Below are 25860 nucleotides of genomic sequence, written 5' to 3'. Positions count from 1 at the left end.
AATGGATAAAGGAGTATCTTTATACTTGATAATATTTGATCATACACATAATTATATAACTATTTATCTATCTATACAGAAGAAAAACATATGCAATTATTCATATTTGTATGCTTTGTCTAAAAAATAATTGTATATTAAGTTATGCAATTTTATTTTGATATATTACGAATATTGAAAGGAGAAACAAAGATGAAGAAAACGGTTGTTACATTGCTGACTGCTGGTGCAGTTTTAGGTGCACCATTTTCAACTGCTTTTGCAGAAGAACAAGCGTCACAACAAAAAATTATGGATCAAATGGAAGTCGTACAAAAAGATTGGAATGACGAAAAAGGGAACCCGTCTTTCCTAGCGGGAGAATTATCAACTAAAAATGTACAGACTCAAAAGGAAGTCGAGAAATTTTTGGAAGATAATAAAGCTTTATTTAAACTTGACCCAAAAACAGACTTGACACTTAAAGAAGTGAAATCAGATGATTTGGGAATGAAACACTATGTTTACACTCAATCTATCAATAAGGTACCAGTTGATGGTGCAAGATTTATGATTCATACAAATAAAGAGGGTAAAGTAACAACAGTAAATGGAAATATACACCCGGATGCTGCGGAGAATGTAAGAAAGAATACAACTGCTAAAATTTCGAAAGAAGCAGCTCTTTCAAATGCGTGGAAACATATTAATCTTACAAAAAATGACACGTTAGTCGAAGGGAATGGAAATGTATTAGATAAAGTAAAAGACAACTTAGAATCTACAAGTGAAAAAGCTGATTTAGTCGTATATGAAAAAGAAGGAAAATATTATTTAACTTTTAAAGTACAATTGCAATTTGTTAAACCTTATGGAGCTAATTGGCAAATTTATGTTAATGCAGAAGATGGAACAATTGTTGATTCATATAATGCAGTTACAGATGCAGATATTGCTAAAAAAGGCTATGGTTATGGTGTATTAGGTGACCGAAAAGAACTAAACACTACTTATAATAGTACAAAGGGAAAATATTATTTACGTGATATGACAAAGCCTATGAATGGAGGAGTCATTGAAACATTTACAGTCAACCACAGTGATGCAGATTATCCGGTTAACTACTACCTATTAGATGATGATAATGCATGGATCAATAAAAATCAAAGACCTGCGGTTGATGCTCATTATCATGCAGGAAAAGTCTATGATTATTATAAAAATATTCATAACCGAAACAGTATTGATGGAAAAGGTAAAACGATTCGTTCAGCTGTCAATTATGGAACTAATGTCAATAATGCATTTTGGAATGGGCAGCAAATGATTTATGGAGATGGAGACGGTTATGAATTTATTCCACTTTCAGGTTCACTTGATGTTGTTGCCCATGAATTAACACATGCAGTAACTCAATATTCAGCTGATTTGCAATATGTGAATCAATCTGGTGCATTAAATGAATCTTTCTCTGATGTATTTGGATATTTTGTCGATCCAAACAACTGGGATTTAGGGGAAGCTGTATATACACCTAGAGTTGCTGGAGATGCACTTCGTAGTTTATCGGATCCAGAAAAATATGGACAGCCTGCTCATATGAAAGATTATCAATTTTTACCTCCTACTGAAGAAGGAGATAATGGGGGCGTGCATATTAACAGCGGGATTCCAAATAAGGCGGCTTATTTAACAATTAACGCTATTGGTAAAGAAAAAGCGGAAAAAATCTATTACCGTGCTTTAACAACTTATTTAACACCAACAAGTAACTTTAAACAAGCTCGTGCAGCTTTATTACAATCTGCAGCTGATTATGATGGTTATGATAGCGCAACATATAAGGCAGTAGAAAATGCTTGGAATCAAGTTGGTATAAATTAATTTATTATTCTATTCAACTAAGATATTTTATAAAATGCAATAGTAAAAATCAAAAAGGAATCCCTCACGGATTCCTTTTTCTGATTAAGTTTTTAGAAAGGTTTTTCTTTTTAACTTTTTGCACCAAACCCCTTTGGATTCTTTAAGAGTATATTACTTTGTCTCAAGTGGTTTCCATAATGATAAAGCAAATATCCAATTTGGATCTCCATTACCTTGGTAACTTTGAACAGCTTCATATAATTTGCCTTGGTATTCTACTTTATCGCCTTTTGTATATGCTTTGTATGGATCCCATTTTGCAAAAGATGAACTTTGCTCTTTTGTAGTTACAGTCAATTTATTACTTTCCATAGATTCATTTTCGGCTGTATCAATTGCAGTGACTGTATACGTATAGGTTGTATTTGCTTGTAGGTTTTTGTCTATAAAAGATGTAGTGTTGGTTGTCCCAATTTTAATCGGCTTACCTCCAGCTACCTCGCGATAGATTACGTAATGATCAACTTCTACATTATCCTCGGATGCACTCCACATTAAATTTACACTGGAATTTGTTACCTCCATTGCATGAAGGGTAGTTGGTTGCGTCGGTGCTTCTGTATCAGGAACTTCCTCCATGGTCTTTACTGTTATAGGCTGACTTTCTTCGGACATATTTCCAGCTACATCGATTGCTTTTATTGTATATACATATTCTGTATTCGTTTGTAATTTTGTATCTGTAAATGTGGTTCCGAATACGGAACCAATTGATTTTCCGTTACGGAATACTTGATATTCTTTTACGCCTATATTATCTGAGGCAGCATCCCATTTCAGCCCAATACTATGGGGAGTAACTTTTAGCACATGTAATCCTTGTGGTTTAGTTGGCGGTTGTTTATCACTATTGTCATTATTGATTAAATTAACATCGATTACATTATAAAAAGCATTACTAGTGTCCGCTACATCCCAAACCGCTAAAATGACATGATAACCGTTACGATCCGTAGGTACATTAATTGTATGAGATATATTATTTGATGCCGCAGAACCATTATGTTCAACAGTACCAATTGGCTCAAAATCAGCACGAGTTAAAGGTTTATTTGGATTCCATCCTTTTTTAGTAATATAATAGTGCCATTTACTTGTTGCATGTGGCGCTGTATATTTCCATGTAAATGTATTTGGTCCCCCTGTAATCGTGTTTTTAAACCAACGATCTACTGTTTGTTGGTCGAGAATACCGCCAAATAGGCCACCTGCAGAAGCAATTTTACCATCAATTGGTCCGCCTTGAGGAAATCCTTTCGGTGCTTCTAGACTTTGCGGTTCATACATTACGTTTCCACAATTTAAATTGAGTGCATCGTATTTCTGACTGCATAAAGCTGCGCGACTACTAGGTTTTTCAACGAATCCGTGTGCATATACATTTTCGGGAATTGTGAGCATTCCCATAATTCCGGCTACTAATATGGTAGCACTTATTCCTTTTTTTCCTTTACTTAGTTTTTTGAACTTAGATGATAGTTTTGTATTCATTTTTGTAACCTCTTTCCTTTTTTGTGACTAAGAGGGGTTTGATGCAAATAGCTAAGAAGAAAATTCTTAAATTCTTGTAAATGTAATGTAGCATACCACTTTAATGTTGCAAGAATCCTGCATGAACGGGTAGTAAGACTTCCGGCTGATTAAAGTTTCACTTTTTATCGGAAATACAAAGAGAAAGAAAAGTTTTAGAAACCATAGATTTTTATATATCAATTTTATTATATTTCTTTTTGTTTCAAATGAGTTCAATATGTTATGAATTGTAATAAAATGTTCAAATTAAATGTATGATTAGGGGAAAGATATAAACTTAAGTATAGGCTAGCGCCAAAATATATAGATTAATTGTTTCATATTTGTTACATATTGGAATTCAAAAAGGTTTTATGTGTAAGGAAAGATAAATAGCTATGAGGGATAAAATTTTGGCTAAAATTCTCGTTTTAAATATAATGTATAAGGATGTGGGAAGATGAAGAATGTGCAGAAAATTTTCATTCTAGTTGTATTTGTTTTATCTATTTGGAGTTTTTCTAGTATGAATAATGTATTTGCGGACGAAATACAATTTTCAGGTGTGACAGCTCCTATTGGAGTAAATGTACGCGATAATAAAAATTTGGCTGGAAATATAATAGAGCGTCTTCCGGGAAACCAGACTGTTCATTTTAATGGTTGGGAATATGGAGAAGCTGTAAAGGATTATTGGACAGGCAATTTAGATAATCGTTGGTTTTATTTTTATAAAAATGGAAAGAAAGCGTATATTGCTTCAGCCTTTGTGAATGGAAATCCACCTAATTCTGCAGCAAATTATAAATTATATGTTCCTAATATTCGACAACAACAATCAAATTGGTGTTGGGCAGGTACTGCTGTGTCTGTTTTAAACTATTTTGGTCAACCTACCAGCCAACAACAATTTGTTGGGTATGTAAAGGGAGGTTTATATAATGATCCAGCTACTTCTAGAGAAATACAACATGGTCTTGCTTATTTTGGTCTTACTTCAACAATTAGTAGTGGGGCTCTTTCTTATGATTGGTTTAAAAGCCAAATTAATAGTCATAAACCTATGATTACGCTAATTAACTGGAAAAATGGCGGGAATGTTGGACACTTTCTTGTGTTAGATGGTTATTTTAAAGGAGGCGATGGGACCGACTATATTACTTATATGGATCCTTGGTATGGTGATCACTATAATCATAACTTTGAATTATTCAAAAATAATAATAGATTTTGGTGGAATGAAACGGTTCAAAATATTAGTAGAGGGTATTAGATTACAATAAAGGGGAGAATGATTTTATGAAAAAAATATTGAAATTTGTCATTCCGTGTGCGTTGTTAAGTGTTGCAATTCTATGTATAAATAAAGCCTATGCAACAGATCGTCCAAAGGAAGATCCTGAAAAGATGGCATTAAAAGATTATCAACATAGTAAAAATATTTCATCGAAAGATGGAAAGCAACTTTACCAAATGAGTCATTTTACTTCTCATTCATCTGTAGAGACATCTACATTTTTCTTTCGTGTGTATGAACCAAAACAACCACAAGATATGATAAATAGTGCTTCTGAAAAATTGTCAGAACTTTTAATGCCTACAGATGAAAAATTATGGTTTATTCTGAATAGAAATAACCCGGAAGGTTTGATTTTTACAAATGATCAAGCACCTATACGTATGGGGGGAGAGAACCGTAGTAAAGATTTATATAAACTCTATCAGTCTATCCAATCAAATACAGAACAAATGAAAGAAATTGCTTATTTTGAATTTGAAGGACAAGGGTTATTTCTTGTTACGCATGAAAAAGGAGAGGAAGTATATGCTAGTGAGGGGGCTTCCTTTATTTTAGGAGTTCCATCCGGAGAGAAGCTTGCACCTAATGAAGTTATTTTAAAAATGAAAGAAAGAATTCTAGCATTATTAATAAGGTAGCGTATCTCATTGCTAGTGGCGTTACTCAAAATGGTGTAGTCGTGCAAGGGATTGGGGAAGATAAAATGTTTAATATTTTCTATTATGCCAATACAGATGAGTTAAATATGACTTCTAACTTCAAAGAACTAAAGGTAGCCTGTATTCGTGTAGCAACAAACTTATATGGTGAAAATTTAGCAGAAGTACAAGCTGTTCCACAAGCTTTCAAATCGTTCCCTACTAAAAAGGGAGCATATTCATGTAGAAAGATAGACTTTTGTATGGTTGTGCAATTGAAAATAGCTTATCATTTTTTATCCCGCTATTAAGCCCAACACTGATGAAAGTTTCACTGTATTAACAATTGCACAATTTATTTTGTATATTCATATTAACTTGTATTTTAATATTTAAATATAATATAATAGTGAAAAATATGAATAAAAGGGAGTTTTTTCTTGTGGATATTTATTCTAATACAAATGGTAGTACTCAAGTATTAGATCAGTCGCTTGTTTTAGCTGGATTAGAAGCGAATTTAGCGATGATTGAATTTAACCTAGATAAAGAGGTAATTTGGGTAAATGAACATTTTGCACAAGCTTTAGGGTATACAGTTAATGAAATGAAAAATAAAGTTCATCAACAATTTTGTGTTCCTAGTTTTGTAAATAGTAGAGAATATAATCAGCTATGGGATAATTTAAAACAAGGGATTAAGTTTCAAGAAAAAATTCAAAGAGTTACTAAAAAAGGGGAGTTAGTTTGGTTTGAAGCTACATACATTCCAATCTTGAATGAGCAGGGAGCAGTAGAGGCTGTACTAAAAATTGCAACAGATATTACACAACGTGAAAATCAAACAAGAGAAGTTGTTTCTCAGCTGAAAGATTTATCAATAGACTTAGGAAATAGAGTAAATGTTAATTCTAAGGAAAATATGGAAGCGCTCTATTCTTTGAGGGAAAAGGTTACTCTAGTAAGTGATATTGCTCAAATCATTAAAGATATTTCTTCCCAAACAAATATCTTATCTTTAAATGCAGCGATTGAAGCAGCAAGAGTAGGAGAACATGGACGGGGATTTGCAGTAGTAGCGGAGGAAGTAAGAAGATTAGCTAACAATGTTGAGAATGCAATCAAAAAAATCAATTCAAATGTAGAGAGCATTGTAAAGGGAGTAGCTACTGTTAACGATGTGAATAAAAAATTACAAGAAGAAGTGATTGATAATCAAGAGAAAATAAGTAAAACGATGGACGAGTTCGAAAAAATTGTAAATTGATGATTGAAGAATAAACAACATTGTATCAATTAGTAGATGAAAAAGGAGCTTTAATCATAGAATGAGTAGGTAGAATTTTTCTATGAGGATAATGTGCCGAAAACATAAAATAATAAATCACAAGCTAAAATTTTAGTTAAATTAAGTGGAGAACTGTAATTCAATATACTTTTTATCTAAAGAAGCCAGAAACGCTGTTTTCCTCAGCTTTCTGGCTTCTTTTTCTGTCTAATGAGTATTTTCTTATTGATATGGAATAAAGGTGTGATGATAGATAGGAAAAGTTGTGAAATGTTAAATAGGCAACTTTTTATCAATTAATACCAGAATATTTAGAGGATTAATTATTATAAAAAGAAATGTATATTCCGCTGAAAATCTTTCCTTAAGGAAAGATTTTTTCTGTGAAGAAAAATGTAGAAATTAATGAATATACACTTTTTGAAAAAAATGTAGATTGTCGTCTAATTATATTCATTTACAGATAGATAGAAATTGTCTAACAATTGAAGGTGTACAAAATCATTAGAGGAGATGAGAATATGTTTAAAAAAATTGTTATGGGGACTTTATTATTTGGAGGAATGATTGGGATTTATTGTAATCCAGCATCGGCAGCTCCCATACATTCAACATCAGAAGTGAAATCTTTAGATCGCAGCGGTTTATATTCTACTTTTTCACCATGGCAGTATTTAGGTCAAACTTCAAGGGAACTTCACATCAACACCAATGATCCAGAGATCTTAGCTGCTGAATTAGCGAAAGAAGCACCATTTTATGCGGACGAATTGTTTACAGTATGTTCTACCATTTTAAACGCACAAGTGAAAGTTGTATATTGGACAAGTAAGGAATGGGTAAGAATGCAAGATGGGAATTATGTATTCAAACATGAAATTAAATTTTATAGAGATAAAGAACGTACGCAACTCATTACAGAAATGGAGTCTTAGCTTCTTTAATTAATAGAGATTCAAAGAATTGTTATTTTCTATTTTGGAATATAAAAATAAAATGAATTAGCTTAAGGATAAGTTTTGAATCATCGTTTTCAAAACTTACTTTTTTTGTTTGTCATCTATCTCCTTTCTTCTCTCTGAATAATGAGATAGAATCTTACTGATTATAAATAGCAGGATAAACGAAATATAATTATAATACTATAAAAAAGAATGAATGCACATGTTAAGAGAGGAGACCATTATGGAACTTTTCGGAAAAAAAGTATTGCTATCTAAAGTAGCAATTCACGATTTGAATTTTATTTGTAGGATAGAGTGTGATTCGAATTTATGGTATTTTGAAGAATACGTAGAATCAGATGAAAATGTAATATATGAAGAGTATATAAGGAAAATTAAGGATACGGAACAACCAACAAATTATGATTTTATTGTAAGTATAGTTGAGGATAAGCACAAAATTCCAATTGGTTTAGCGCAAATATGGAACAATAGTGAATATAGAAAGAGTTGGGAAATAGGCTTTGCAATACTTCCAAGCTACCAGAGAAAAGGGTATGGAACTGAGGCAATTCAACTTTTATTACAGTTTGCTTTTGAAAAGTTAGATGCACATAAAGTGGTAGGGATGTGCAATGAGCATAATATAAGTTCGGCAATTTTAATGGAGCGTGTTGGTATGAGAAGAGAAGCTATTTTTAAGGAAGAGCTGTTTTGGCAAAAGAAATGGGTTGATCAATATTATTTTTCTATTTTGGAAAGGGAGTATTTTGGTAGAAACTAAAATTCGAAATACATTCAAGTAAACAAACTTGAGGCTTGAGGAAGTAATGTATAAAGCTTTTTTTTTAAGAATAAGGAAATATAGAAAAGCTCTTCACTTATATATAACAAAAAATCTCATGAATTGTTAAAAAATATTCAAAAATTTTCATAGATTTGGTATGATTAAGTATGACAAGTTAATAGAGGCTGGAGATTTTGAGACAAGCCATAAAACAGTTTTTGGGTGCTAGTAGTGTGCTCTAAAGCGTTTTATGGCTTTTTGTTTAGGGAAATAAGCACAATAGGGAATACGATTACGATGAAGAAAGGAGTGACGATAAGAAAATTTTTAGTTACATAGAGTAGTAGATTGAAATGCTTTAGCAAGTGTGCAATGTTAGGATAGGTTTATAAAAACATATATGGGGTATTTCTTCTATTTCGTGTAAATCTCATTAACTTGTTGAAATTTGCAATATGGAAGGAACGAAAACATGAAAAAGATAATAAGTTTTTTAGTTATTTTCTTGTTAATTGGGAGTTTTGTTTACGGAGGAACGGTTGATGCGAACACAAATATGAAAAATAAGGTGCATGCAAATAAATTTTTAAATATTGCTCATCGAGGCGCCAGTGGACATGCTCCTGAACATACTTTTGCTTCATATGATTTAGTCAAAAAAATGAAAGCGGATTATTTAGAGTTAGATATTCAATTAACAAAAGATGGTCAATTGATTGCTATGCATGATACTGCTGTTGATCGTACGACAAATGGAACAGGTGAAGTGAGAGATAAAACATTAAGTGAGATAAAAGGTTTAGATGCGGGTTCTTGGTTTAATGAGGCTTATCCAGAAAAAGCAAAACAAGAATATGTGGGACAAAAAGTGCCTACACTTGAAGAAGTTTTCCAGAAATATGGAAGAAGTATGAAATATTACATTGAAACAAAATCTCCTGATGTGTACCCAGGAATGGAAGAGAAATTATTAGGATTGTTAGAAAAATATAATTTAGTTGGACAAAATATGTCCTCAAGTCGTGTTATGATTCAATCATTTAGTCAAGAAAGTTTAAAAAAGATTCATAATATGAATCAAAACATTCCATTAGTTCAATTGCTTTGGTACTATCCAAATGACAAGAATGAAATTGTTGAAGAGTCAAAAATTACATCTGCTCCACAGCATGTAACAAATAAAGAATTCCAAGAAATTAAAAAATATGCTGTTGGTATTGGACCAAACTTACGTAATGATAATGGAGAGTTAATCATTAATGAACCATATATGAAAATGGCTAGGGAGAATGGACTGCTCATTCATCCTTATACAATTAATGAGAAAGAAGATATGAGACTGTTAATCGGATGGGGAGCAACAGGCATGTTTACAAATTATCCGGATCGATTACATAGTGTTTTAAAAGAAAAATAAAGAGAAACGGAATAAAAGGTATACCATTGATTTAGGTATACCTTTTATTCCATTTTCATTTTTTTAGAACTCTTTAATTCACTACGCCTTTGAATACCTAAGAAAAAATGTCTGACTGTATCTTTCTTTTCGAGAATAAATATGGCGATGAAGAGGGGGACTGTTACTCCTACAATCGTATAAATTATATTCCCATAATCTATAAATTCAAGAAGAATTTTATTAACCCCTATGTGCATATACATAATTGCCATACTTTTGTTATTCATGAAAGAACAAAGTGATAGTACTTTTTTTGATTTTATAAGTTGAAATATTCCGCAATATGCGATCGTCATGATTAGCGGAATTACTATATCTAAACTATAATGATTATATGATACATATTTCATACTTAAATGATAATCCAGCAAATTTAGCTCTTGAATCGTAATCAGTCCCATTATCAATAGGGTGCAGAGTCCTGTAAGAACAGGGGGAATTTGTTTTAAATATGGTTTTATATAATATCCGATACTATAATATACGAGGGCAAGCATAGATACATCTATATTCCAGGGAATCCACACATGTAGAGAAGGCTCTAAGCCGCCCAAGGTGCTAATATACCTTCCTTCAATATGTGATATTATATATAAGAAAGCAATGAATAATAAGCGAGTGTGTGTTCTTTTAAAAATAAGAAATATAATGAGGAATAATACTTGTGTAAAGAACAGACAAGTTATAAACCAAAAGACCCCGTAATAGCTTGAAATAAATCTTCCACCGAATAGTACTTTTCCGATATCCTCTATATACCAATGAAAAGAACTATTTCCTTGCATTAGCTCCTCTGCATAACGAATCATTGTAAAAAGACCTAAATACGTTATATAAGGGATGAGTAGACTATGTGCTCTTTTCTTTAAATAAGGTCCGACTTGTGACCATTGTTTTACTGGTTTAGACACATAACCACTAAACAGAAAAAAGGCGGGCATATGAAACCAATAGATATAAGTTATAAGGTTATTATGATTATAAGCATGCCCAGCAACAACAAGGATTAGCGCAAACCCTTTTGCTGAATCAAGCCACAATTCATGTTTTTTATCTATCATGTTTTCACTCCCTAATGGTATTTACAACATCTATTTTAGAGGGAATGAAAGCGAATTTTCCAACATGTTATTGGAGCTTAAAGCGCTGGTAAGCAAATAGAAATATTAGTAATAAAATAATGATTTTGTAACGAAAGAGAAAGATACATTTACTGTTAGGTAATTTTCTAATGAAATGATACATTTTCATTTATTCTATCAATAAATTTACGTAAAGCATTTGAATAAAAGGTATCTTTGCGAACGATAAACATAGTAGGGACCTTTGAAACACGTTTTGGCAAAAGTGTAAGTTCAAAAGGGTGTTCATTATTTTGAATGAGGGATTTAATCATGATTGCAACTCCCATACCTGATTTGACACAAGCGAGAATTGCCTCAATTGTTCCAAATTCTAATACTCGTTTTGGAATAATTCCCTTTTCATAAGCCCATGTCTCAAATAAATTTCGATAATAACATCCTTGACTAAAAGCGAGTAGATTCATTTGCCCAAGTTCTTTTAGAGAAGATAAAGGCGATTTACTAATGATAACGAGCTCTTCTTCTTGAAAGAAAAAGGAATCAAGGTCAGCATGATGAACTTGACCAGCAATACATGCTCCGTCTAGTTTTCTTTCAAGAACAAGCTGAATTAATTGCTCTGTTGAGTGAGTTTCTAAAATAAGATCAACTTCGGGATACATGTCATAATAGGATGACAATATAGAGGGAAAACGCACTGCCATTGTAGATTCTGTAGCGCCAATTTTTAATGTCCCTGTTGGATGCAATACATTATTTTGGATGGCTTGTATAGATTGATCCATTAAGGAAAGGATTTGCTGTGCGTAAGACAATAAAATTTCCCCATTTGAAGTTAAGGAAACACCTTTCCCGTTACGGTAAAATAGCGGTACCCCAAGTTTTTTTTCTAATTGTTTAATGCGCATCGTTACATTTGACTGTACATAATTTAAGTTTTGAGCAGCGTGAGATATATTTTGTTCTTTTGCAACTTCGTAAAAAATAGTAAGATCTTTTATATCCATGGAAGACCTCCTAAAAGATATCAATTTTTTTGATGATTTTTATCATTAATACTTATTTTACATGATATCTGAACATTCATACAATAAAGTGTGTGGGGGAGGGATGAATTTGTTAAAACAAGAAAAAGTGACGGAGAGTGCTCATTTTTATAAATGGCTTGTATTGATATTAGCAACAGGAGTGCAAGCTAGTGCAACGCTTGTTACATATGGTGTAGGACCGCTATCTTTCTTTTGGAAAAAACTGTACAATCTAAGCGATATGCAGATGGGATTGTTGTTAACTGCTGTTAATATTGGACCGCTTTTTTGTATGCTTGTTGCAGGAAGGTTACTTGATCAATATAATGAGAAATTATTAATGGGAATGGGATCTATCTTGCTTGGCGGATCTTTACTACTTGTTCATCTAGCGGATGGCTTTATGGGACTATTCATTGTTCTTTGTTTTGTAGGAGTGTTCTATAGTACAGCGCAACCTGGAGGGAGTAAGGTCATTTTAAAATGGTTTCCAAAAGAAAATAGAGGGTTCGCTATGGGCATCAGGCAGGCGGGGATACCAATCGGAGGAGCAATTGCAGGGGGTATCATTCCGTTTCTCTCTGTAAAATTTAGTCTATCGCTTGCTATATATGTACTTTCAAGTATATGCATAATTGGAGGGATTTTGTTTTTCCTGTTTTACAAAGAACCTTTTCATTCTTCTAGTGAGCGTGTATGTAATAAGAAAAGCATTTCGTTTTTGCAACAGTTAAAGATGATTGCAAGTAATAAAAAATTATATCCTGTTTTGTTTACTGGAATTTGTATGATTTCGTTACAACTGATTGTAGTGGGACACTTTATGAAATTTTTAACTGCTACCACTTTTATATCACCTATTTTGGCAGGAAAGATATTTTCCATTATGTTATTTTGCGGGATGATTGGCCGCGTTGCTCTAGCGACGATTAGTGATCGTCTTTATGGAGGAAATCGAACTAAGCCGTTAATGATTTCTGTATTTGTTGCATGTTTCTGTGCCATTGCTATATTAAATATAAAGATAATGTCAATTGGATATATATGTATGGTAAGCGGGCTATTAGGCTTCTTTAGTCTCGGGTGGTTTAGTCTTTTTATCGTTGAAGTTACAGAAAATGCTAACGAAAATGAGGTTTCTTTCACTGTTAGTTTTGCTTTAACATTAAATCAAGTCGCAATTCTATTGGCCCCGCCTATCTTTGGTTTTGTAGTAGATAAGTGTGGATATACAGCGGCCTGGATTGGCATCGCTTTATGTATACTAGCATCAGGAATCAGTCTATTGATTCACTTGAAAAAAGAGCATAAATAGAACATTTTTTGCGATATACTACATAATCCGTTTTAGTAGGAAAGGTATATTATTTAATTTATTTTTATGTAATATTCTATTAATATGTACGTTTTTAGTGAGAAGGTTATATGAAAAATTATGAATTATATAGAAAGATAAACAAATAACGGGTACCTATGTATGACAGGCACCCGTTATTTGGATTATAACGTTGAAAATTCTTCAACAAGTTTCTTAAAACGCTCTAATGCACTTTCAATTGGTTTTGGTGTTGTTAAATCGACACCCGTTTTTTGTAAAAGTTGAAGCGGATAATCGGAACTTCCACTTTTTAAAAATGCAATATAGTTTTGCTGGGAAAGAGGGTCGCCACTTAATAATTGCTCGGCAATTTGGATGGCAGAAGCAAATCCTGTTGCATATTTATAAACATAAAATGGACGATAAAAATGCGGGATTCTTGCCCAACCATATTTTACTTCTTCGTCAAATATAACTGCTTCTCCGTTATATTCTCTAAACAATGTTTCGTATACTTCGTTAAAGCTTTGAGCATTAAGTGGTTTTCCTTCTTGTGCCATTTCATGTGTGATTTTCTCAAATTCTGCAAACATAACTTGTGTAAAGAAAGTGCCTTTAAACTTTTCGATAAAGTGATTGATTAAATGGTTGCGCACATCTATATCTTTCGCTTCTTTTAGTAAATGATGAATAAGTAATACTTCATTTACGGTTGAAGCAACTTCTGCAACAAAAATGGAGTAATGGGCAGAAATTCTCGGTTGGAAACTGTGTGAATAATGAGTGTGCATGCCATGTCCACATTCATGCGTCAATGTAAAGAGACTATTTAAGTCATTGTTATGATTTAAGAGAATAAAAGGGTGAACATCGTATAAACCAAAATTATAAGCACCCGAACGTTTACCAGGTAGTTCTCTCACATCAATATAGCGTTTATCTTTAAAACTTCGAAGTGTTTGAATGTATTCTTCGCCGAGTGGAGATAGAGATGCAAGCATGGTTTCAAATGCTTCCTCATAAGAGATGTCTTGTTTCACACCTTCCACTAAATCGACATGTAAATCGTATTGTCGCAATTCATCGAGTTGTAATTTTTCTTTTCGTAAATTGTTATATGTATGAAGCGATGCAATATTTTGTTTCGTTGTCTGAATTAAATTATCATATACTTCCTTTGGAACATTATCATCGAATAAAGACTTTTCTAAGGCTGAAGGATAATTTCTAATTTTTGAAATGGTGATATTATTCTTTATTGCTGCTGATAAAGTGGAAGCAATAGAGTTTTTCAGTTGTATATAAGGTTGATAGTACGCTTTATATGCTTCTTTTCTTTTGTCACGATCTTCATCTTTTATTAATTTCGCATACATACCGCGTGTTAAAGGTACTTTTTTTTCATCATCTGCTGTAACAGTTCCAAATACAATATCTGCATTGTTAAGCATACCGTATGTATGCTGAGGGGAAGAGAGAGCTTCACCCATTTGGGACAAAATTTCTTCTTTATCTTTATTTAACACATGTTTTTTATAACGATATAATTCTAATAAATCTTCTTTATAATATTGTAGACCTTCGTTTTCTTCTATGTAAGAATGTAACGTTTTTTCTTCTATACTAAGTAAAAATGGAGAGAAAAAGGAGCTTGCTGCACTTATTTTCACATGTAATTGCGATGCTTTATCTAGAAGAGACTGTGCCTTTGTATCGCGTGTGTCAAGGTCTGACTGAAGGCGTGCATATGCATAAATGAGACTGAATAAGCGGGATATTTCTTCACGTTTCGTTAAGTAGGAAAGAAGACTATAGCTATCATGAATATTCCCGTTGAATGTTTTTAAGTCGTCTACGAATGTTTCCACCTTTTGATAGTCATTTTGCCAGTCTTGGATTGTTTGATAAATATCCGTTAAATCCCATTTTTCTTGATCGGGTACGTCTACTCTACTTTTGAATGTTGTCATAATCATGTCCTTTCTAATGATATAGTTTATCTACTCTCTATATAACTATGAAATACAACAAATTGCAAAAAAATACCTGCTATATATAAAAAGTCTTGTCAAAAGCGATAAAACTTTTTAAGGATAAACTATAATCGGATGTCAAATATTGCATGTAGTAGGTTTAAATATTGCTGCTTTGTGATCTTTTCTTTTCTCTTTTCGCCTTGTTTCGTTACAGTTAAGCTATCTTTTGTTAAAGAAACATGCCCATCAGAAGTTAGTTTTGTGATAAGAGGTACTTTATTAAAAGGAGAGTCTTTATGTTCGACAATTGTTTTTTTGTGCTTCATTTACGATATTTTCATCCGCTTTTTCTATATAAAATGCATAACCTAAAGTCCACTCTTGAGAGGAAGCAGCATTTAGCAATTCATTATTTATTCTCATTTCTAAAACGTAGTTTCCTTTTGTAGTCGTTTCTTTTCGGATACGATAGTCGCCTGTAACAGAATGGACGATTTCACCAGAGAAAGGAACAGGTGCCAGCGGAAGGTATGAGCCAAAACCGACTTCAATTAAATAGGATTGTTTGTTGTGCTTTAGAACAGTTGCTACATGTCCAGAATCGACAGCCCAAGTAGCCGAAGCAGCATTATAAACGGTCCCAGATACGAGATGAACATCAAACCCGCAATCTTTAAGGAAATAATACATTATCGGGCCCAGTTCATAACATAGACCACCTCGGTTGTTTGCTAAAATTTTTTCTTGAAGATGTTCTTTTGATATTTCTTTCACTTTACCTTGAATAATATCCAAATTTTCAAATGGAACGGTTTGCGCCATCGCGTAAAGAATTTCATTTAAATCTTCAAATGAAATTGATTCTTTTTCTTTTATATGCAGTCTAGAGAAGAATTGTTTTTGGAGATCTGTCATGGGAATCACTCCTTATATTTGTTATATACTCATTGTACTGAAGGTAAGGAAAGAAAGCATCTGTCATGTATGAAGTGAAATATACTTATGGTGAAAGCGTGACAAAATGACACCTTTACATGGATTGGAACATATAGTATGATAGTTGCAATAAATTAGATTTTAATGAGTGGACATAAATGAATGAGAGGTGCTTTTTGTGAGTGTGGTAGGTTCTAAATAGGAACAATTGAATGAAATAAAACTGGTAATAACAAGGGGAATTTTCTATTAAGTATACCCCTTAGTTTGCCATGGATTTATTTCAAAACCCTATGAAGATACCTACTATACTTTATAAAGCGTGTAATGATGATGGGATTGCCGTGTTTTTTTACGGTTTCTTTCATGATATTTTACACATGCCTTGTAAATGTAACGAAAGCTGCGGTATCTCCGCAGCTTTTTTTGTACCCATTTGAATAAACCAAAATATATGACCAGCTCATTAAAATGTAATGAGTAGGTATCTTCGTTTATGATGTAAATCAATCATAGTGAGGAGAAAAGACAGTGAATCAAATGACTTTTGAAAAGTTGCAGTACAATGAATTGAAGGACATTGTTAAATCTTACTGTGTAAGTGGGTTAGGAAAGCGATTATTGGATCAATTAGAGCCAAGTACAAATATAAAGGTAGTACGAAATCGATTGAATGAAACGACGGAAGCGCGAGCGATATTAGATGCAGAAGGACATGTACCTTTTTTAGGTATTTCTAATATTGATAACATCATGCAAAAACTAGAAAAAGGAATGATTCTAGAGCCAAGCGAGTTCGTGAGTGTTTCAGATTTTTTACGGGGCTGTCGCAAGATTAAAAAGTTTATGTTAGATAAGGAATTTTTTGCACCAATGCTCGCAGCGTATGCAAATTCTATGTCCGAGTTTAAAAGCATAGAGGAAGAAATACAATTTTGTATAAAAGGAAACCGTGTTGATTCTGCTGCAAGTAAAGAATTAAAACGAATTCGAAATCAAATGGATTCGGTAGAGGGAAAAATAAAGGAACGGTTAAATAAATTTTTAAACAGTAGTGCAAATAAGAAGTATATACAAGAATTCTTCATTAGTAAAAAGGACGACCGATATACGATTCCGGTGAAAGCGTCTTATAAAAATCAAGTTGCAGGAACAATTGTTGCAGTTTCTTCTAAAGGTTCTACTGTTTTTATAGAACCAAATACTGTTACAACATTAAACGTGGAACTGGCAAGCTTACGAGCGGAAGAAGCGATGGAAGAATATCAAATATTAGCAACTCTCTCAGGAATGATATTAGAAAACATATATCAAATCAAAATAAATATAGAGCTAGTGAGTCAATATGATTTAGTATTTGCCAAAGCAAAATTTAGTAAGCAAATTGGCGGAATAGAACCAAAGTTAAATGATTACGGGTATATAAAGCTCGTTCATTGCAAGCATCCGCTTTTATCAGGAAAAGTGATACCGCTAAATTTTGAAATTGGTCAAAAGTATCGAAGTTTAATTATTACAGGACCAAATGCTGGGGGGAAAACGATTGTTCTGAAAACAATCGGATTATTAACATTAGCGGCAATGTCGGGGTTTCATATTGCAGGAGAGCGAGAAACGGAGATTGCTGTTTTTGAACATATCTTTGTAGATATCGGTGATAATCAAAGTATCGAAAATGCACTAAGTACATTTTCATCTCATATGAAAAATCTTTCAGAAATTATGGAAGTATCAAATAATAATACGCTGTTATTATTTGATGAAATAGGCAGCGGTACGGAACCGAATGAGGGAGCTGCGCTAGCGATTTCTATTTTAGAAGAGTTTTATCACATGGGCTGTATCACTGTCGCGACGACGCATTATGGTGAGATTAAGCGATTCTCAGAAATGCATAGTGACTTTATGAATGCAGCGATGCAATTTCATAGTGAAACATTGGAACCGATGTATCAATTATTAATTGGAAAATCGGGAGAAAGTAATGCACTTTGGATTTCTCGAAAAATGAATGTACGAGAACATGTATTGCAAAGAGCAAAAGAGTACATGGAAAACAAAGAATATCGTTTAGAAAAGCTACATGAAGGAAAAGTAAGAAAGCCTAAAATTGTAAAGCAAGCGGTAGAAGAGGCATATGCATATAAAAAAGGAGATCGCGTGAGATTATTAGATGATGATGAATTTGGAATTATATACCGAGAGAAAGATAACTTCTCCAACGTTGTCGTGTTTTCCAAAGAGCGGTTTATAGAAGTAAATAGTAAACGGATTGCTTTAGAGGTCGAGGCGAAGGAATTATATCCAGAAGGTTACGATTTAGATACGTTGTTTGTAGATTATAAAGAACGAAAAATGCAGCATGATATAGAGCGTGGATCAAAAAAAGCACTGCGTAACATTCAAAAAGAAATAAGAAAGAATAAAGGATAAGAGGTTATGCCAATAATTGTTAGACAAGAACGTGAAGAAGAGCATAAAAAAACAGAAGAAGTTGTACAACAGGCATTTTTACATGAAGAGTTTAGCGATAAGAGAGAGCATGAACTTGTAAGTCGTATTAGAAAATGTGATGCGTTTATTCCAGAATTATCATTAGTGGCGGTGGATCAAGAAATTATTGGTCATATCCTTTTATCTAAAATTCAAATAGTAGATGGTGATAAATGTATAGATTCGCTAGCACTTGCTCCAGTATCTGTTGCACCAGGGTATCAGAAAAAAGGAATTGGAAGTTTGTTGATTTCAAATGTATTAAGAAAAGCAAAAGAGCTTGGATACCATTCTGTCATTGTTTTAGGGCATAAAGAGTATTACACGAAATTTGGTTTTAAACCGACTCACCTATGGGATATACGTGCACCATTTGATGTGCCAGGCGAAGTGTTTATGGCAATGGAGTTAACGGAACATGCTCTTCAAAATGTGCAAGGTGTTGTTCAATATTCGGAAGCTTTTTCTGGATAGTACAAAAAAGGTAGCTAGAGAATTTCTTCTAGCTACCTTTTTGATATGTAAATTGAAATGATTAAGGAATGAATCAAATCTTTCTTGTATTTTTTCGACTTTTTAATAATCGGTGACTTAGCACCAATTTCTAAAGAGAACGTAGTTGGGTTTTAGACATGTCATCAGTAAATGAAGAGGCAGCAGAGTTAAAAGAATTGCACGGTAGTGTGCATCAACTGCAAAGTGAAGTTCAACAGCTTAGACATGAAAGACTGGTTGTAGAAATTAAAAAAGGTGTTCAATGATTGGGGGATTGTGGTAACAAACAAGGTTTGCAGCACATCGCTGCAAACCTTGTTATATTAAATAACGTAAATATATATAAGCATGTGATAATAATAATGCAATGATGGTTAACGGTAAGCCAATTTTTAAGAAATCAAGGTAAGAAAATCTATGTCCTTCACGGTTCGCAATACCTGCTACGACCACGTTTGCGGATGCTCCGATTAAAGTTCCGTTTCCGCCTAGGCAAGCGCCGAGTGATAGTGCCCACCAAAGTACTTCGATTTGTGGCGAATCAACAGATAAGCCAAGCCCTGCTGCCAAGTCTTGAATAAGCGGAATCATCGTTGCGACAAATGGAATGTTATCAATGGTTGCGGATGCAGCTCCTGATACCCATAAAATAAGCATAGCTGCAAAGCCAATATCACCATTTGTTACATCAATTACGTCTTTAGCAAGAGATGAAATGAGCCCAATATCGATTAATCCACCAACAAGAACAAATAATCCGGCGAAGAAGAAAATCGTTACCCATTCAACGTGAGCGAATACATCTTCTAATTTGTGCTGCTTCACGCCAATTAGCATAAGGAGCGTCGCACCAGTCATTGCGATAACCGCTGCATCCACATGAATAATAGAGTGAAGAATAAAGCCGAGAATCGTTAAACCTAATATAGAAAGAGATTTGACGAGTAAGCTTTGATCACGAATATAGTCTTTTTCATTTAAAGCCATAAGTTTTGCAATTTGTTCAGGTGTTGTTTTCAATTTTTTCCTATACATAAAGTAAATAATAGTTAACGTAACGATAGAAATAATAAGAACAATGGGTGCTAAATTAAGTAAGAAAGCATTAAAATCTAGATGCTTATTCGCTGATCCAATCATAATATTTGGTGGGTCACCAATTAATGTCGCTGTACCACCAATATTTGAAAATAATACTTCTGAAATGAAGTAAGGAACAGGTTGTACTTTTAACATGCGTGTAATGGATAACGTAACAGGGACGATTAATAAAACGGTTGTAACGTTATCTAAAAATGCGGAACCGACGGCAGTTAATAGGGATAAAAATAATAAAATGCGAATGGGCTTTCCGCCTGCTGCTTTTGCTGCTTTAATCGCTACATACTCAAATACGCCTGATTGACTTGTAATATGAACAAGAATCATCATGCCGATGAGAAGGGTAATTGTTTCCCATTGAATATGAGATGTAAAAGCAGTATGTAAGTCTACAATGCTAAAAATAATCATAATAGCAGCACCGAACAGTGCAATAACAGCACGGTTCAATTTTTCCGAAATAATAAATCCGTATGTAATTAAAAATACGGCAATTGCAAAATAATATTGCAGGTTTGTTACTTCATGTGCTGAATGTTCCAATATGTCACCTTCTTTAAAATATGTATTCAATTGTCGAATTTATCCCTCCGTATAAAATATATTGTAGCAAATTAAAAAAGGAAAGAAAACGTTTTGCAATTGTAAGCGAAAACAAAATTTCACATACTATAAATTTGTAAAATAAAGTGCAAATTATTAGGAAAAGTAAGCATTCTGCTCTAATATAGAGATAGCAATTTACATTATTTTTGCGTAAAATGTTTTAAAGAGGTGAAATCCGATGGAAATAGTAAAAGATAAAACAGTTGTTCAACATGAAATTGAACGTTTTGTAAATAAAGATGTATATATTCATTTAGAAACAACAAATGGAGCATACGCTTCACATTTTAATGAAAAGATGATGACAGTTGGGGCATTCATTCGTAATGCTATCATTCGTTTTGAACGTGGTAAAATTGTTGGAACGAATCCGTACCGAGTTGGTCTGAAAATGGATCACGGCTGGGTATACGCTGAAGGTATTACACATTGGGAAGTGGACGAGCAAGGTCGTTTGTTACTTTCAGGTCATGATAATAAAGGGCGTCTGGCTGTAGCTCTTGAATTAAGCTTAACACCATTTAAATAAGAAGGAGGGGAAAATATGGAGAAACATGTATTAGTTGTATTTCCACATCCCGATGATGAATCCTATGCAGCAGGAGGAACAATTAGTTTATTAACAAGACAAGGAGTACCTGTAACATATGCGTGCGGAACGCTTGGTCAAATGGGAAGGAATATGGGGAAACATGTATTTGCAAACCGTGAGACAATCTCAAGTATTCGCGAAAAAGAATTAAAAGATGCATGTGAAGCAATGGGGATTACTGATTTAAGATTGCTCGGATTTCATGATAAAACATTAGAATTTGAAGATGTAGATTTTGTAGCTGATAAAATTGAAGCTGTCATTCGTGATGTGCAACCATCAAGAATTATTACATTCTATCCAGAACATGGTGTTCATCCAGACCATGACGCATTCGGACGTGCTACAGTTCGCGCTGTATCTCGCATGCCAAAAGAAACGCGTCCAGTGATACATGCTGTTGCGATTACAAAAAATCGTGAAGAAGTATTAGGAGAGCCGGATATTGTAAATAATATTAGTGAAGTCTTTGATCAAAAACTAGCAGCTTTGCGTGCGCATCGTTCGCAAACAGAAGCAATGCTAGAAGAAACAGAAGTGAAAATTCAAAATAAAGATGCTGCAGCATTAAAATGGTTGCAGATTGAAGAATTTTGGATTTATAAATGGGAATAGACAAGAAAATCGTTTCTTCTCATATTCCTTACGTATGAAAGAGATACCATTATGCGGTATCTCTTTTCTATTAGATAGGCACATTTTAAATGAATAGAACATACACTTACAGAACATCTTGAAAAGAGGGGGCTAAAGTATGTACTATTCATATGAGGATGTATACGGCTATTTTCGAGATGGTTATGAGTTAAGTGGAGAAATCGTTGCATTAGTTGATCCGTACGTTGTACAAACATTACAATCTATTGTAGGAAGAAGAATTACAGTTGAAACGATTCGAGGAAGTGTGAGTGGAACGTTAAGAAGTGTAAAACCAGATCATATTACATTAGAAGAAAAAGAAATACTTACATTTGTTCGCATGCAACAAATTGTATGGTTCACTCCTGAAAAATAAGAATACTCACAAAGAAAGATAAGAACCTACTATCTGTATGTATGGGAATTTACAATATATGTTATCTTAATGTTTATGAAGAGAAATAGTAAAAATGATAGCTTCACTCATACCCTCCTATAGATATTGATATGAGGAAAATGAGGTGCTTATTTTGTTGTTGTATAATCACATTTCTATCATGGTCCCTCCCATTCCGTAGCAAAAGAACGTTTTAATAATCTGAGATTTTCTAAGTTATAGGAGGGGATTAGAAATGAAAAAAGTCTCAGTGCCATCGCTATTGTTAATGATTATTCTTGTAGCATTTCCACAAATTGGTGAAACAATTTACACGCCATTTTTGCAAAGTACCTGAAGATGAAGAATCTTTTTCTTACTCTCTTGATGCAAATTTAATTGTAAAGGAGACAAAAGGGACATGGAGTTATTATGATTTGAATGATGAAGAAGTCAATCATTTATTGTCGGAAGAGCTTTGTTGTGTATTTTGAAAAACTGGAAGCGGTAGTTGCTGCTCAGTTTTTGTATTTCATAAATCAAAAAAAGTGGAGGTTTTCTTCATCCCCCACTGATTATGAGCCCTCACCAATCGGGCTGTTACGGGCAGCCCTACTCCCAGCTATCTTCCTTGCTTCTTTCTGAATCTTGAGGCGGGAGTCTTACTGCCCTAAAATAGCGGGATGAATGAAGTTGGGGAGGAATGAGTATGCAATATGTACATGTCGGAATTCATGTAAAGCATTTGGAGTAATGACTGGGAAGATAAGAATGAATGGGATGTATTCCAAAGAGTACGGAGTGAGATTGGAGAGCGAATTAAAACATTTGCTGAAACAGGAGAATGATTTAACCTAAAAAAGAGGCTTCCTACCTATAGGAGAGCCTCTTTTTTACATTATATTTTGAATGATTTTTTTAATAAAATCATAAACCAAACAAGACTTAGACCAATAAGAGAATGAGAAACTGCTACGATATACGTTAAGCCTTTAAAATCTGCCCCATTTAGTTGAAGGAGTCCTCGTGTTGCCATGGAAGCAAGGGTTAATATTAACCCAATATTATGAACGATAAACCACATATCAAAACCTTTTATTTTATGGAATGCAAATGATTTTGCTAATGCTAGAGTGATTAAAAAGAATAAAAATCCTAGTACGAGCGTATGCGTATGTAAAAGATTTAGTAGAGTAGAGCCGAGAATGCCTTTTGCTTTTGCGTATTCTCTCGCAAATACACCAGCTAATAACCCGATAATCAAATATACAAACGATGCATAATATAATTTTTTCATGATTATGTTCCCCCTTGAAGTAGTCATGTTGTATTTGAAAGTAATAATCGTTACATATTTCTATGTTTTTAAACACTTCCTCTCATTTAACAAAGAGACTGCAATGAAATAGATATTCGGTAGTATCCTTATAATCTCACTTTTTGATTTTCCAAGGAGAAGCGAATAGATACAGCAACTTAACATCATGTCATGCATTAAGTTCTAGACTTGTTCTCTGTTCTAGTAACAAGTGTCAGAGTCTGAGTGATAAAAATGATAAAACTCCCAGATTTCTAGGAGTCATGGTACAACAACGAAAAGTTGCAATCATTGTAATTATAGGATATCTGTCTATACAAAACAATTGAACGTTATGTGAAAACTTATTTTATAGCGAAGAAATCCCCTTGATTTGTAAAAAGAAAATTTATATGATGGAAGAAAACGCATGAACATATGAACATATATTCATGCGTTTTAGGACGAAAAGAGGGATGCACATGTTAGATGTGATTATAGTGGGAGCAGGTCAGGCAGGTTTAGTTATGGGGTATTACTTGCAAAGAGAAAACAATCACTTTGTCTTATTAGATGGAGAAGAGCGAATTGGTGATGTATGGAGAAAGCGATATGACTCTTTGCAGTTGTTTACACCGAGAGCTTATAGTGCATTGCCAGGTATGAGTTTAGCTGGAAAGCAAGATGGGTATCCAACGAAAGACGAAATTGCCAATTATTTAGAAGCATATGCAAAACATTTTTCTATACCAGTAAGGTTACAGATGAATGTTTCAAAGATAAGAAAAAAGGGGGATACATTTGAAGTCTATACTTCAGACAAGGTGCTACAAGCGAAACAAGTGATTGTTGCAGCAGGTGCCTTTCAAAAACCGTTCATTCCCTCTGTTTCCAAAAATCTTTCCAATGATATTTTTCAAATTCATTCTTCTCAATATCAATCACCAAAACAAATTCCTAATGGGCCAGTTCTTGTAGTTGGCGGTGGAAACTCCGGGACACAAATTGCGGTAGAGCTTGCGCAGTATCGCGATATTACGATTGCTGTTAGCCATCCGCTTTCTTTTTTACCATTAAAAATAATGGGAAAGAGCATTTTTGCTTGGCTTGAGAAAATCGGACTACTATATGCCGGAACCGATACGAGACGGGGAAGATGGTTTCAGAAACAGAAAGATCCCATATTTGGTTTTGAATGTAAGAGATTGATTCATAATGGGAAAATAACAGTAAAATCAAAGGTAGTAAGTGCATTGCAAAACAAAGTAATCTTTTCAGATGATAGCACATATGAAGTGCAAAATATAATTTGGTCCACAGGATTTATACCGAATTATCAATGGATTGAAATAGAAGGTGCAGTGAATCAAGCAGGTATGCCAATTCATACAAGAGGAGTTAGTGTAGTGTCAGGATTATACTATATAGGTTTACCTTGGCAACATCAAAGAGGTTCGGCGCTTCTATGTGGTGTAGCGCGAGATGCAGAGTTTATATTGTCAATCATAGAAGGACAAAAAAAGGATCGGTAACAAATCGTACCGATCAACTATATGTACATGAATTAGGAGAGGCCAATCTTTTATTACATTCATTATAAGTCATTTTAAGCAATGCGAAAATAGGAAGGGGAGCTTGAAATGTTGAGAAAGTTTTTTGTGATGAAACATAAAGAGAATGAAGAGTGCTCTATAGGAATAGGAACGGATTAGATGTATTTTTTTGAAATGATTTATGATAGATTGATAGCAAGAAGGGAAATTCTGTAAAAATGTTTTTTGATAAGTAAAGAGAGGGATGTAAGATGAAATTTGATGATCAACGCTTACTTGAAATTCGATTAGGTTCTCTACTAATAACAGAAGAAAATCAGTATTTAGTTATAAAGAAAAAGGATCATTATTCAGTATTAAACATTAAAACATTAGAATGTACACCGCTTGAAGTATCATTAGAACACATAGAAGAGATGCTTCAGGAAGACTTGCAGGAACATATACAAGAAATTATTGCACCAGAGCATTTAAAAATTGTTGCGAAAAATATTCTATAATGTAATAAATACACACTGTTTGTAAGGCTGAT

Annotated in this window: 22 protein-coding genes and 5 pseudogenes; 20 read left to right on the top strand and 7 right to left on the bottom strand. The window is 33.6% G+C overall.

Annotation, left to right across the window (positions count from 1 at the left end; translation table 11 throughout):
• Positions 1-192 precede the first annotated feature (192 nt).
• Positions 193-1863, top strand: a complete 1671-nt coding sequence (locus MR059_RS16385) for a M4 family metallopeptidase (protein ID WP_012094656.1) — start codon at positions 193-195, stop codon at positions 1861-1863.
• 153 nt (positions 1864-2016) lie between these two features.
• Here the strand turns inward: MR059_RS16385 and MR059_RS16380 are convergent, their stop codons facing one another.
• Complete coding sequence (locus MR059_RS16380; protein WP_012094655.1) at positions 2017-3396, bottom strand: lytic polysaccharide monooxygenase; 1380 nt, start codon at positions 3394-3396, stop codon at positions 2017-2019.
• Positions 3397-3877: 481 nt separating this feature from the next.
• Between MR059_RS16380 and MR059_RS16375 the strand changes: the two genes are divergently transcribed.
• The 8 genes and pseudogenes from MR059_RS16375 to MR059_RS16345 all read left to right on the top strand — a co-directional run bounded on the left by MR059_RS16375 (position 3878) and on the right by MR059_RS16345 (position 9791).
• Positions 3878-4690 (top strand): papain-like cysteine protease family protein, encoded by an 813-nt coding sequence (locus MR059_RS16375; protein WP_041809849.1) that lies wholly within the window; start codon positions 3878-3880, stop codon positions 4688-4690.
• Between the two features lie 26 nt (positions 4691-4716).
• On the top strand, positions 4717-5355 hold the full coding sequence (locus MR059_RS16370; protein ID WP_087095089.1) for a hypothetical protein: 639 nt from the start codon (positions 4717-4719) through the stop codon (positions 5353-5355).
• Positions 5331-5582, top strand: a pseudogene (locus tag MR059_RS16365) (M4 family metallopeptidase); the annotation flags it as partial. The gene MR059_RS16370 and the pseudogene MR059_RS16365, both read left to right, overlap by 25 nt.
• Positions 5583-5773: 191 nt before the next feature.
• Positions 5774-6196, top strand: a pseudogene (locus MR059_RS22335) (PAS domain-containing protein); the annotation flags it as partial.
• Positions 6197-6295: 99 nt separating this feature from the next.
• The gene (locus MR059_RS22330) at positions 6296-6622 is read left to right on the top strand and encodes a methyl-accepting chemotaxis protein (RefSeq protein WP_370684832.1); all 327 of its coding nucleotides are present in this window, start codon (positions 6296-6298) and stop codon (positions 6620-6622) included.
• Positions 6623-7164: 542 nt separating this feature from the next.
• On the top strand, positions 7165-7578 hold the full coding sequence (locus tag MR059_RS16355) for a hypothetical protein (RefSeq protein WP_012094650.1): 414 nt from the start codon (positions 7165-7167) through the stop codon (positions 7576-7578).
• A 250-nt stretch (positions 7579-7828) separates the two neighbouring features.
• Entirely contained in the window at positions 7829-8371 is a 543-nt protein-coding gene (locus tag MR059_RS16350; RefSeq protein ID WP_012094649.1) for a GNAT family N-acetyltransferase, read from the top strand.
• A 475-nt stretch (positions 8372-8846) separates the two neighbouring features.
• The gene (locus tag MR059_RS16345; protein ID WP_012094648.1) at positions 8847-9791 is read left to right on the top strand and encodes a glycerophosphodiester phosphodiesterase; all 945 of its coding nucleotides are present in this window, start codon (positions 8847-8849) and stop codon (positions 9789-9791) included.
• 44 nt (positions 9792-9835) lie between these two features.
• Here the strand turns inward: MR059_RS16345 and MR059_RS16340 are convergent, their stop codons facing one another.
• Both MR059_RS16340 and MR059_RS16335 read right to left on the bottom strand, forming a co-directional pair.
• Positions 9836-10894, bottom strand: coding sequence for an acyltransferase family protein (locus tag MR059_RS16340; RefSeq protein ID WP_012094647.1), 1059 nt, complete (start codon positions 10892-10894; stop codon positions 9836-9838).
• Positions 10895-11061: 167 nt separating this feature from the next.
• The gene (locus MR059_RS16335) at positions 11062-11925 is read right to left on the bottom strand and encodes a LysR family transcriptional regulator (RefSeq protein WP_012094646.1); all 864 of its coding nucleotides are present in this window, start codon (positions 11923-11925) and stop codon (positions 11062-11064) included.
• A 109-nt stretch (positions 11926-12034) separates the two neighbouring features.
• On the opposite strand from MR059_RS16335, the gene MR059_RS16330 reads away from it, so the two are divergent.
• Positions 12035-13261 carry an MFS transporter gene (locus tag MR059_RS16330; protein WP_048723767.1) on the top strand — a complete coding sequence of 409 codons (1227 nt, stop codon included), beginning with the start codon at positions 12035-12037 and terminating at the stop codon, positions 13259-13261.
• A 185-nt stretch (positions 13262-13446) separates the two neighbouring features.
• Here MR059_RS16330 and pepF read toward each other — a convergent pair whose 3' ends face one another.
• Together pepF and MR059_RS16320 are read right to left on the bottom strand one after the other, a co-directional pair.
• The gene (gene pepF / locus MR059_RS16325) at positions 13447-15234 is read right to left on the bottom strand and encodes an oligoendopeptidase F (protein WP_242161904.1); all 1788 of its coding nucleotides are present in this window, start codon (positions 15232-15234) and stop codon (positions 13447-13449) included.
• A 128-nt stretch (positions 15235-15362) separates the two neighbouring features.
• Positions 15363-16155, bottom strand: a pseudogene (locus tag MR059_RS16320) (arylamine N-acetyltransferase family protein).
• Between the two features lie 552 nt (positions 16156-16707).
• Here MR059_RS16320 and MR059_RS16315 point away from each other — a divergent pair.
• From MR059_RS16315 to MR059_RS21855, 3 genes are all read left to right on the top strand, one after another.
• Positions 16708-18609, top strand: a complete 1902-nt coding sequence (locus MR059_RS16315; RefSeq protein ID WP_048723772.1) for an endonuclease MutS2 — start codon at positions 16708-16710, stop codon at positions 18607-18609.
• Between the two features lie 6 nt (positions 18610-18615).
• On the top strand, positions 18616-19143 hold the full coding sequence (locus tag MR059_RS16310; protein WP_048723774.1) for a GNAT family N-acetyltransferase: 528 nt from the start codon (positions 18616-18618) through the stop codon (positions 19141-19143).
• A 158-nt stretch (positions 19144-19301) separates the two neighbouring features.
• A complete protein-coding gene (locus MR059_RS21855; protein WP_012094640.1) occupies positions 19302-19430 on the top strand; it encodes a hypothetical protein in 129 nt (42 codons plus the stop codon).
• Positions 19431-19482: 52 nt separating this feature from the next.
• Here MR059_RS21855 and MR059_RS16305 read toward each other — a convergent pair whose 3' ends face one another.
• A complete protein-coding gene (locus tag MR059_RS16305) occupies positions 19483-20808 on the bottom strand; it encodes an ArsB/NhaD family transporter (protein ID WP_041809844.1) in 1326 nt (441 codons plus the stop codon).
• Between the two features lie 241 nt (positions 20809-21049).
• Between MR059_RS16305 and MR059_RS16300 the strand changes: the two genes are divergently transcribed.
• The 5 genes and pseudogenes from MR059_RS16300 to MR059_RS16280 all read left to right on the top strand — a co-directional run.
• On the top strand, positions 21050-21400 hold the full coding sequence (locus MR059_RS16300; RefSeq protein WP_012094638.1) for a YojF family protein: 351 nt from the start codon (positions 21050-21052) through the stop codon (positions 21398-21400).
• 15 nt (positions 21401-21415) lie between these two features.
• Positions 21416-22078, top strand: a complete 663-nt coding sequence (gene bshB2, locus MR059_RS16295; RefSeq protein WP_012094637.1) for a bacillithiol biosynthesis deacetylase BshB2 — start codon at positions 21416-21418, stop codon at positions 22076-22078.
• Between the two features lie 139 nt (positions 22079-22217).
• The gene (locus MR059_RS16290) at positions 22218-22478 is read left to right on the top strand and encodes a YuzF family protein (protein ID WP_048723780.1); all 261 of its coding nucleotides are present in this window, start codon (positions 22218-22220) and stop codon (positions 22476-22478) included.
• 383 nt (positions 22479-22861) lie between these two features.
• Positions 22862-22972 (top strand): annotated as a pseudogene (gene arsR, locus MR059_RS16285) (arsenical resistance operon transcriptional regulator ArsR); the annotation flags it as partial.
• 279 nt (positions 22973-23251) lie between these two features.
• Positions 23252-23326 (top strand): annotated as a pseudogene (locus MR059_RS16280) (arsenate reductase); the annotation flags it as partial.
• Between the two features lie 50 nt (positions 23327-23376).
• Here the strand turns inward: MR059_RS16280 and MR059_RS16275 are convergent.
• Positions 23377-23775 carry a DUF2871 family protein gene (locus MR059_RS16275; protein WP_012094634.1) on the bottom strand — a complete coding sequence of 133 codons (399 nt, stop codon included), beginning with the start codon at positions 23773-23775 and terminating at the stop codon, positions 23377-23379.
• Between the two features lie 482 nt (positions 23776-24257).
• On the opposite strand from MR059_RS16275, the gene MR059_RS16270 reads away from it, so the two are divergent.
• Positions 24258-25307 carry a flavin-containing monooxygenase gene (locus MR059_RS16270; protein WP_048723783.1) on the top strand — a complete coding sequence of 350 codons (1050 nt, stop codon included), beginning with the start codon at positions 24258-24260 and terminating at the stop codon, positions 25305-25307.
• 272 nt (positions 25308-25579) lie between these two features.
• Complete coding sequence (locus MR059_RS16265; RefSeq protein ID WP_048723785.1) at positions 25580-25828, top strand: hypothetical protein; 249 nt, start codon at positions 25580-25582, stop codon at positions 25826-25828.
• The last annotated feature ends 32 nt before the right edge of the window (positions 25829-25860 follow it).

The organism is Bacillus cereus group sp. BfR-BA-01522 (genome assembly GCF_022662635.1).
Classification (GTDB): Bacteria; Bacillota; Bacilli; order Bacillales; family Bacillaceae_G; genus Bacillus_A; species Bacillus_A cytotoxicus.
Note: the sequence above shows the minus strand (reverse complement) of the source record. Positions and strands in the feature narration are given on the sequence as shown.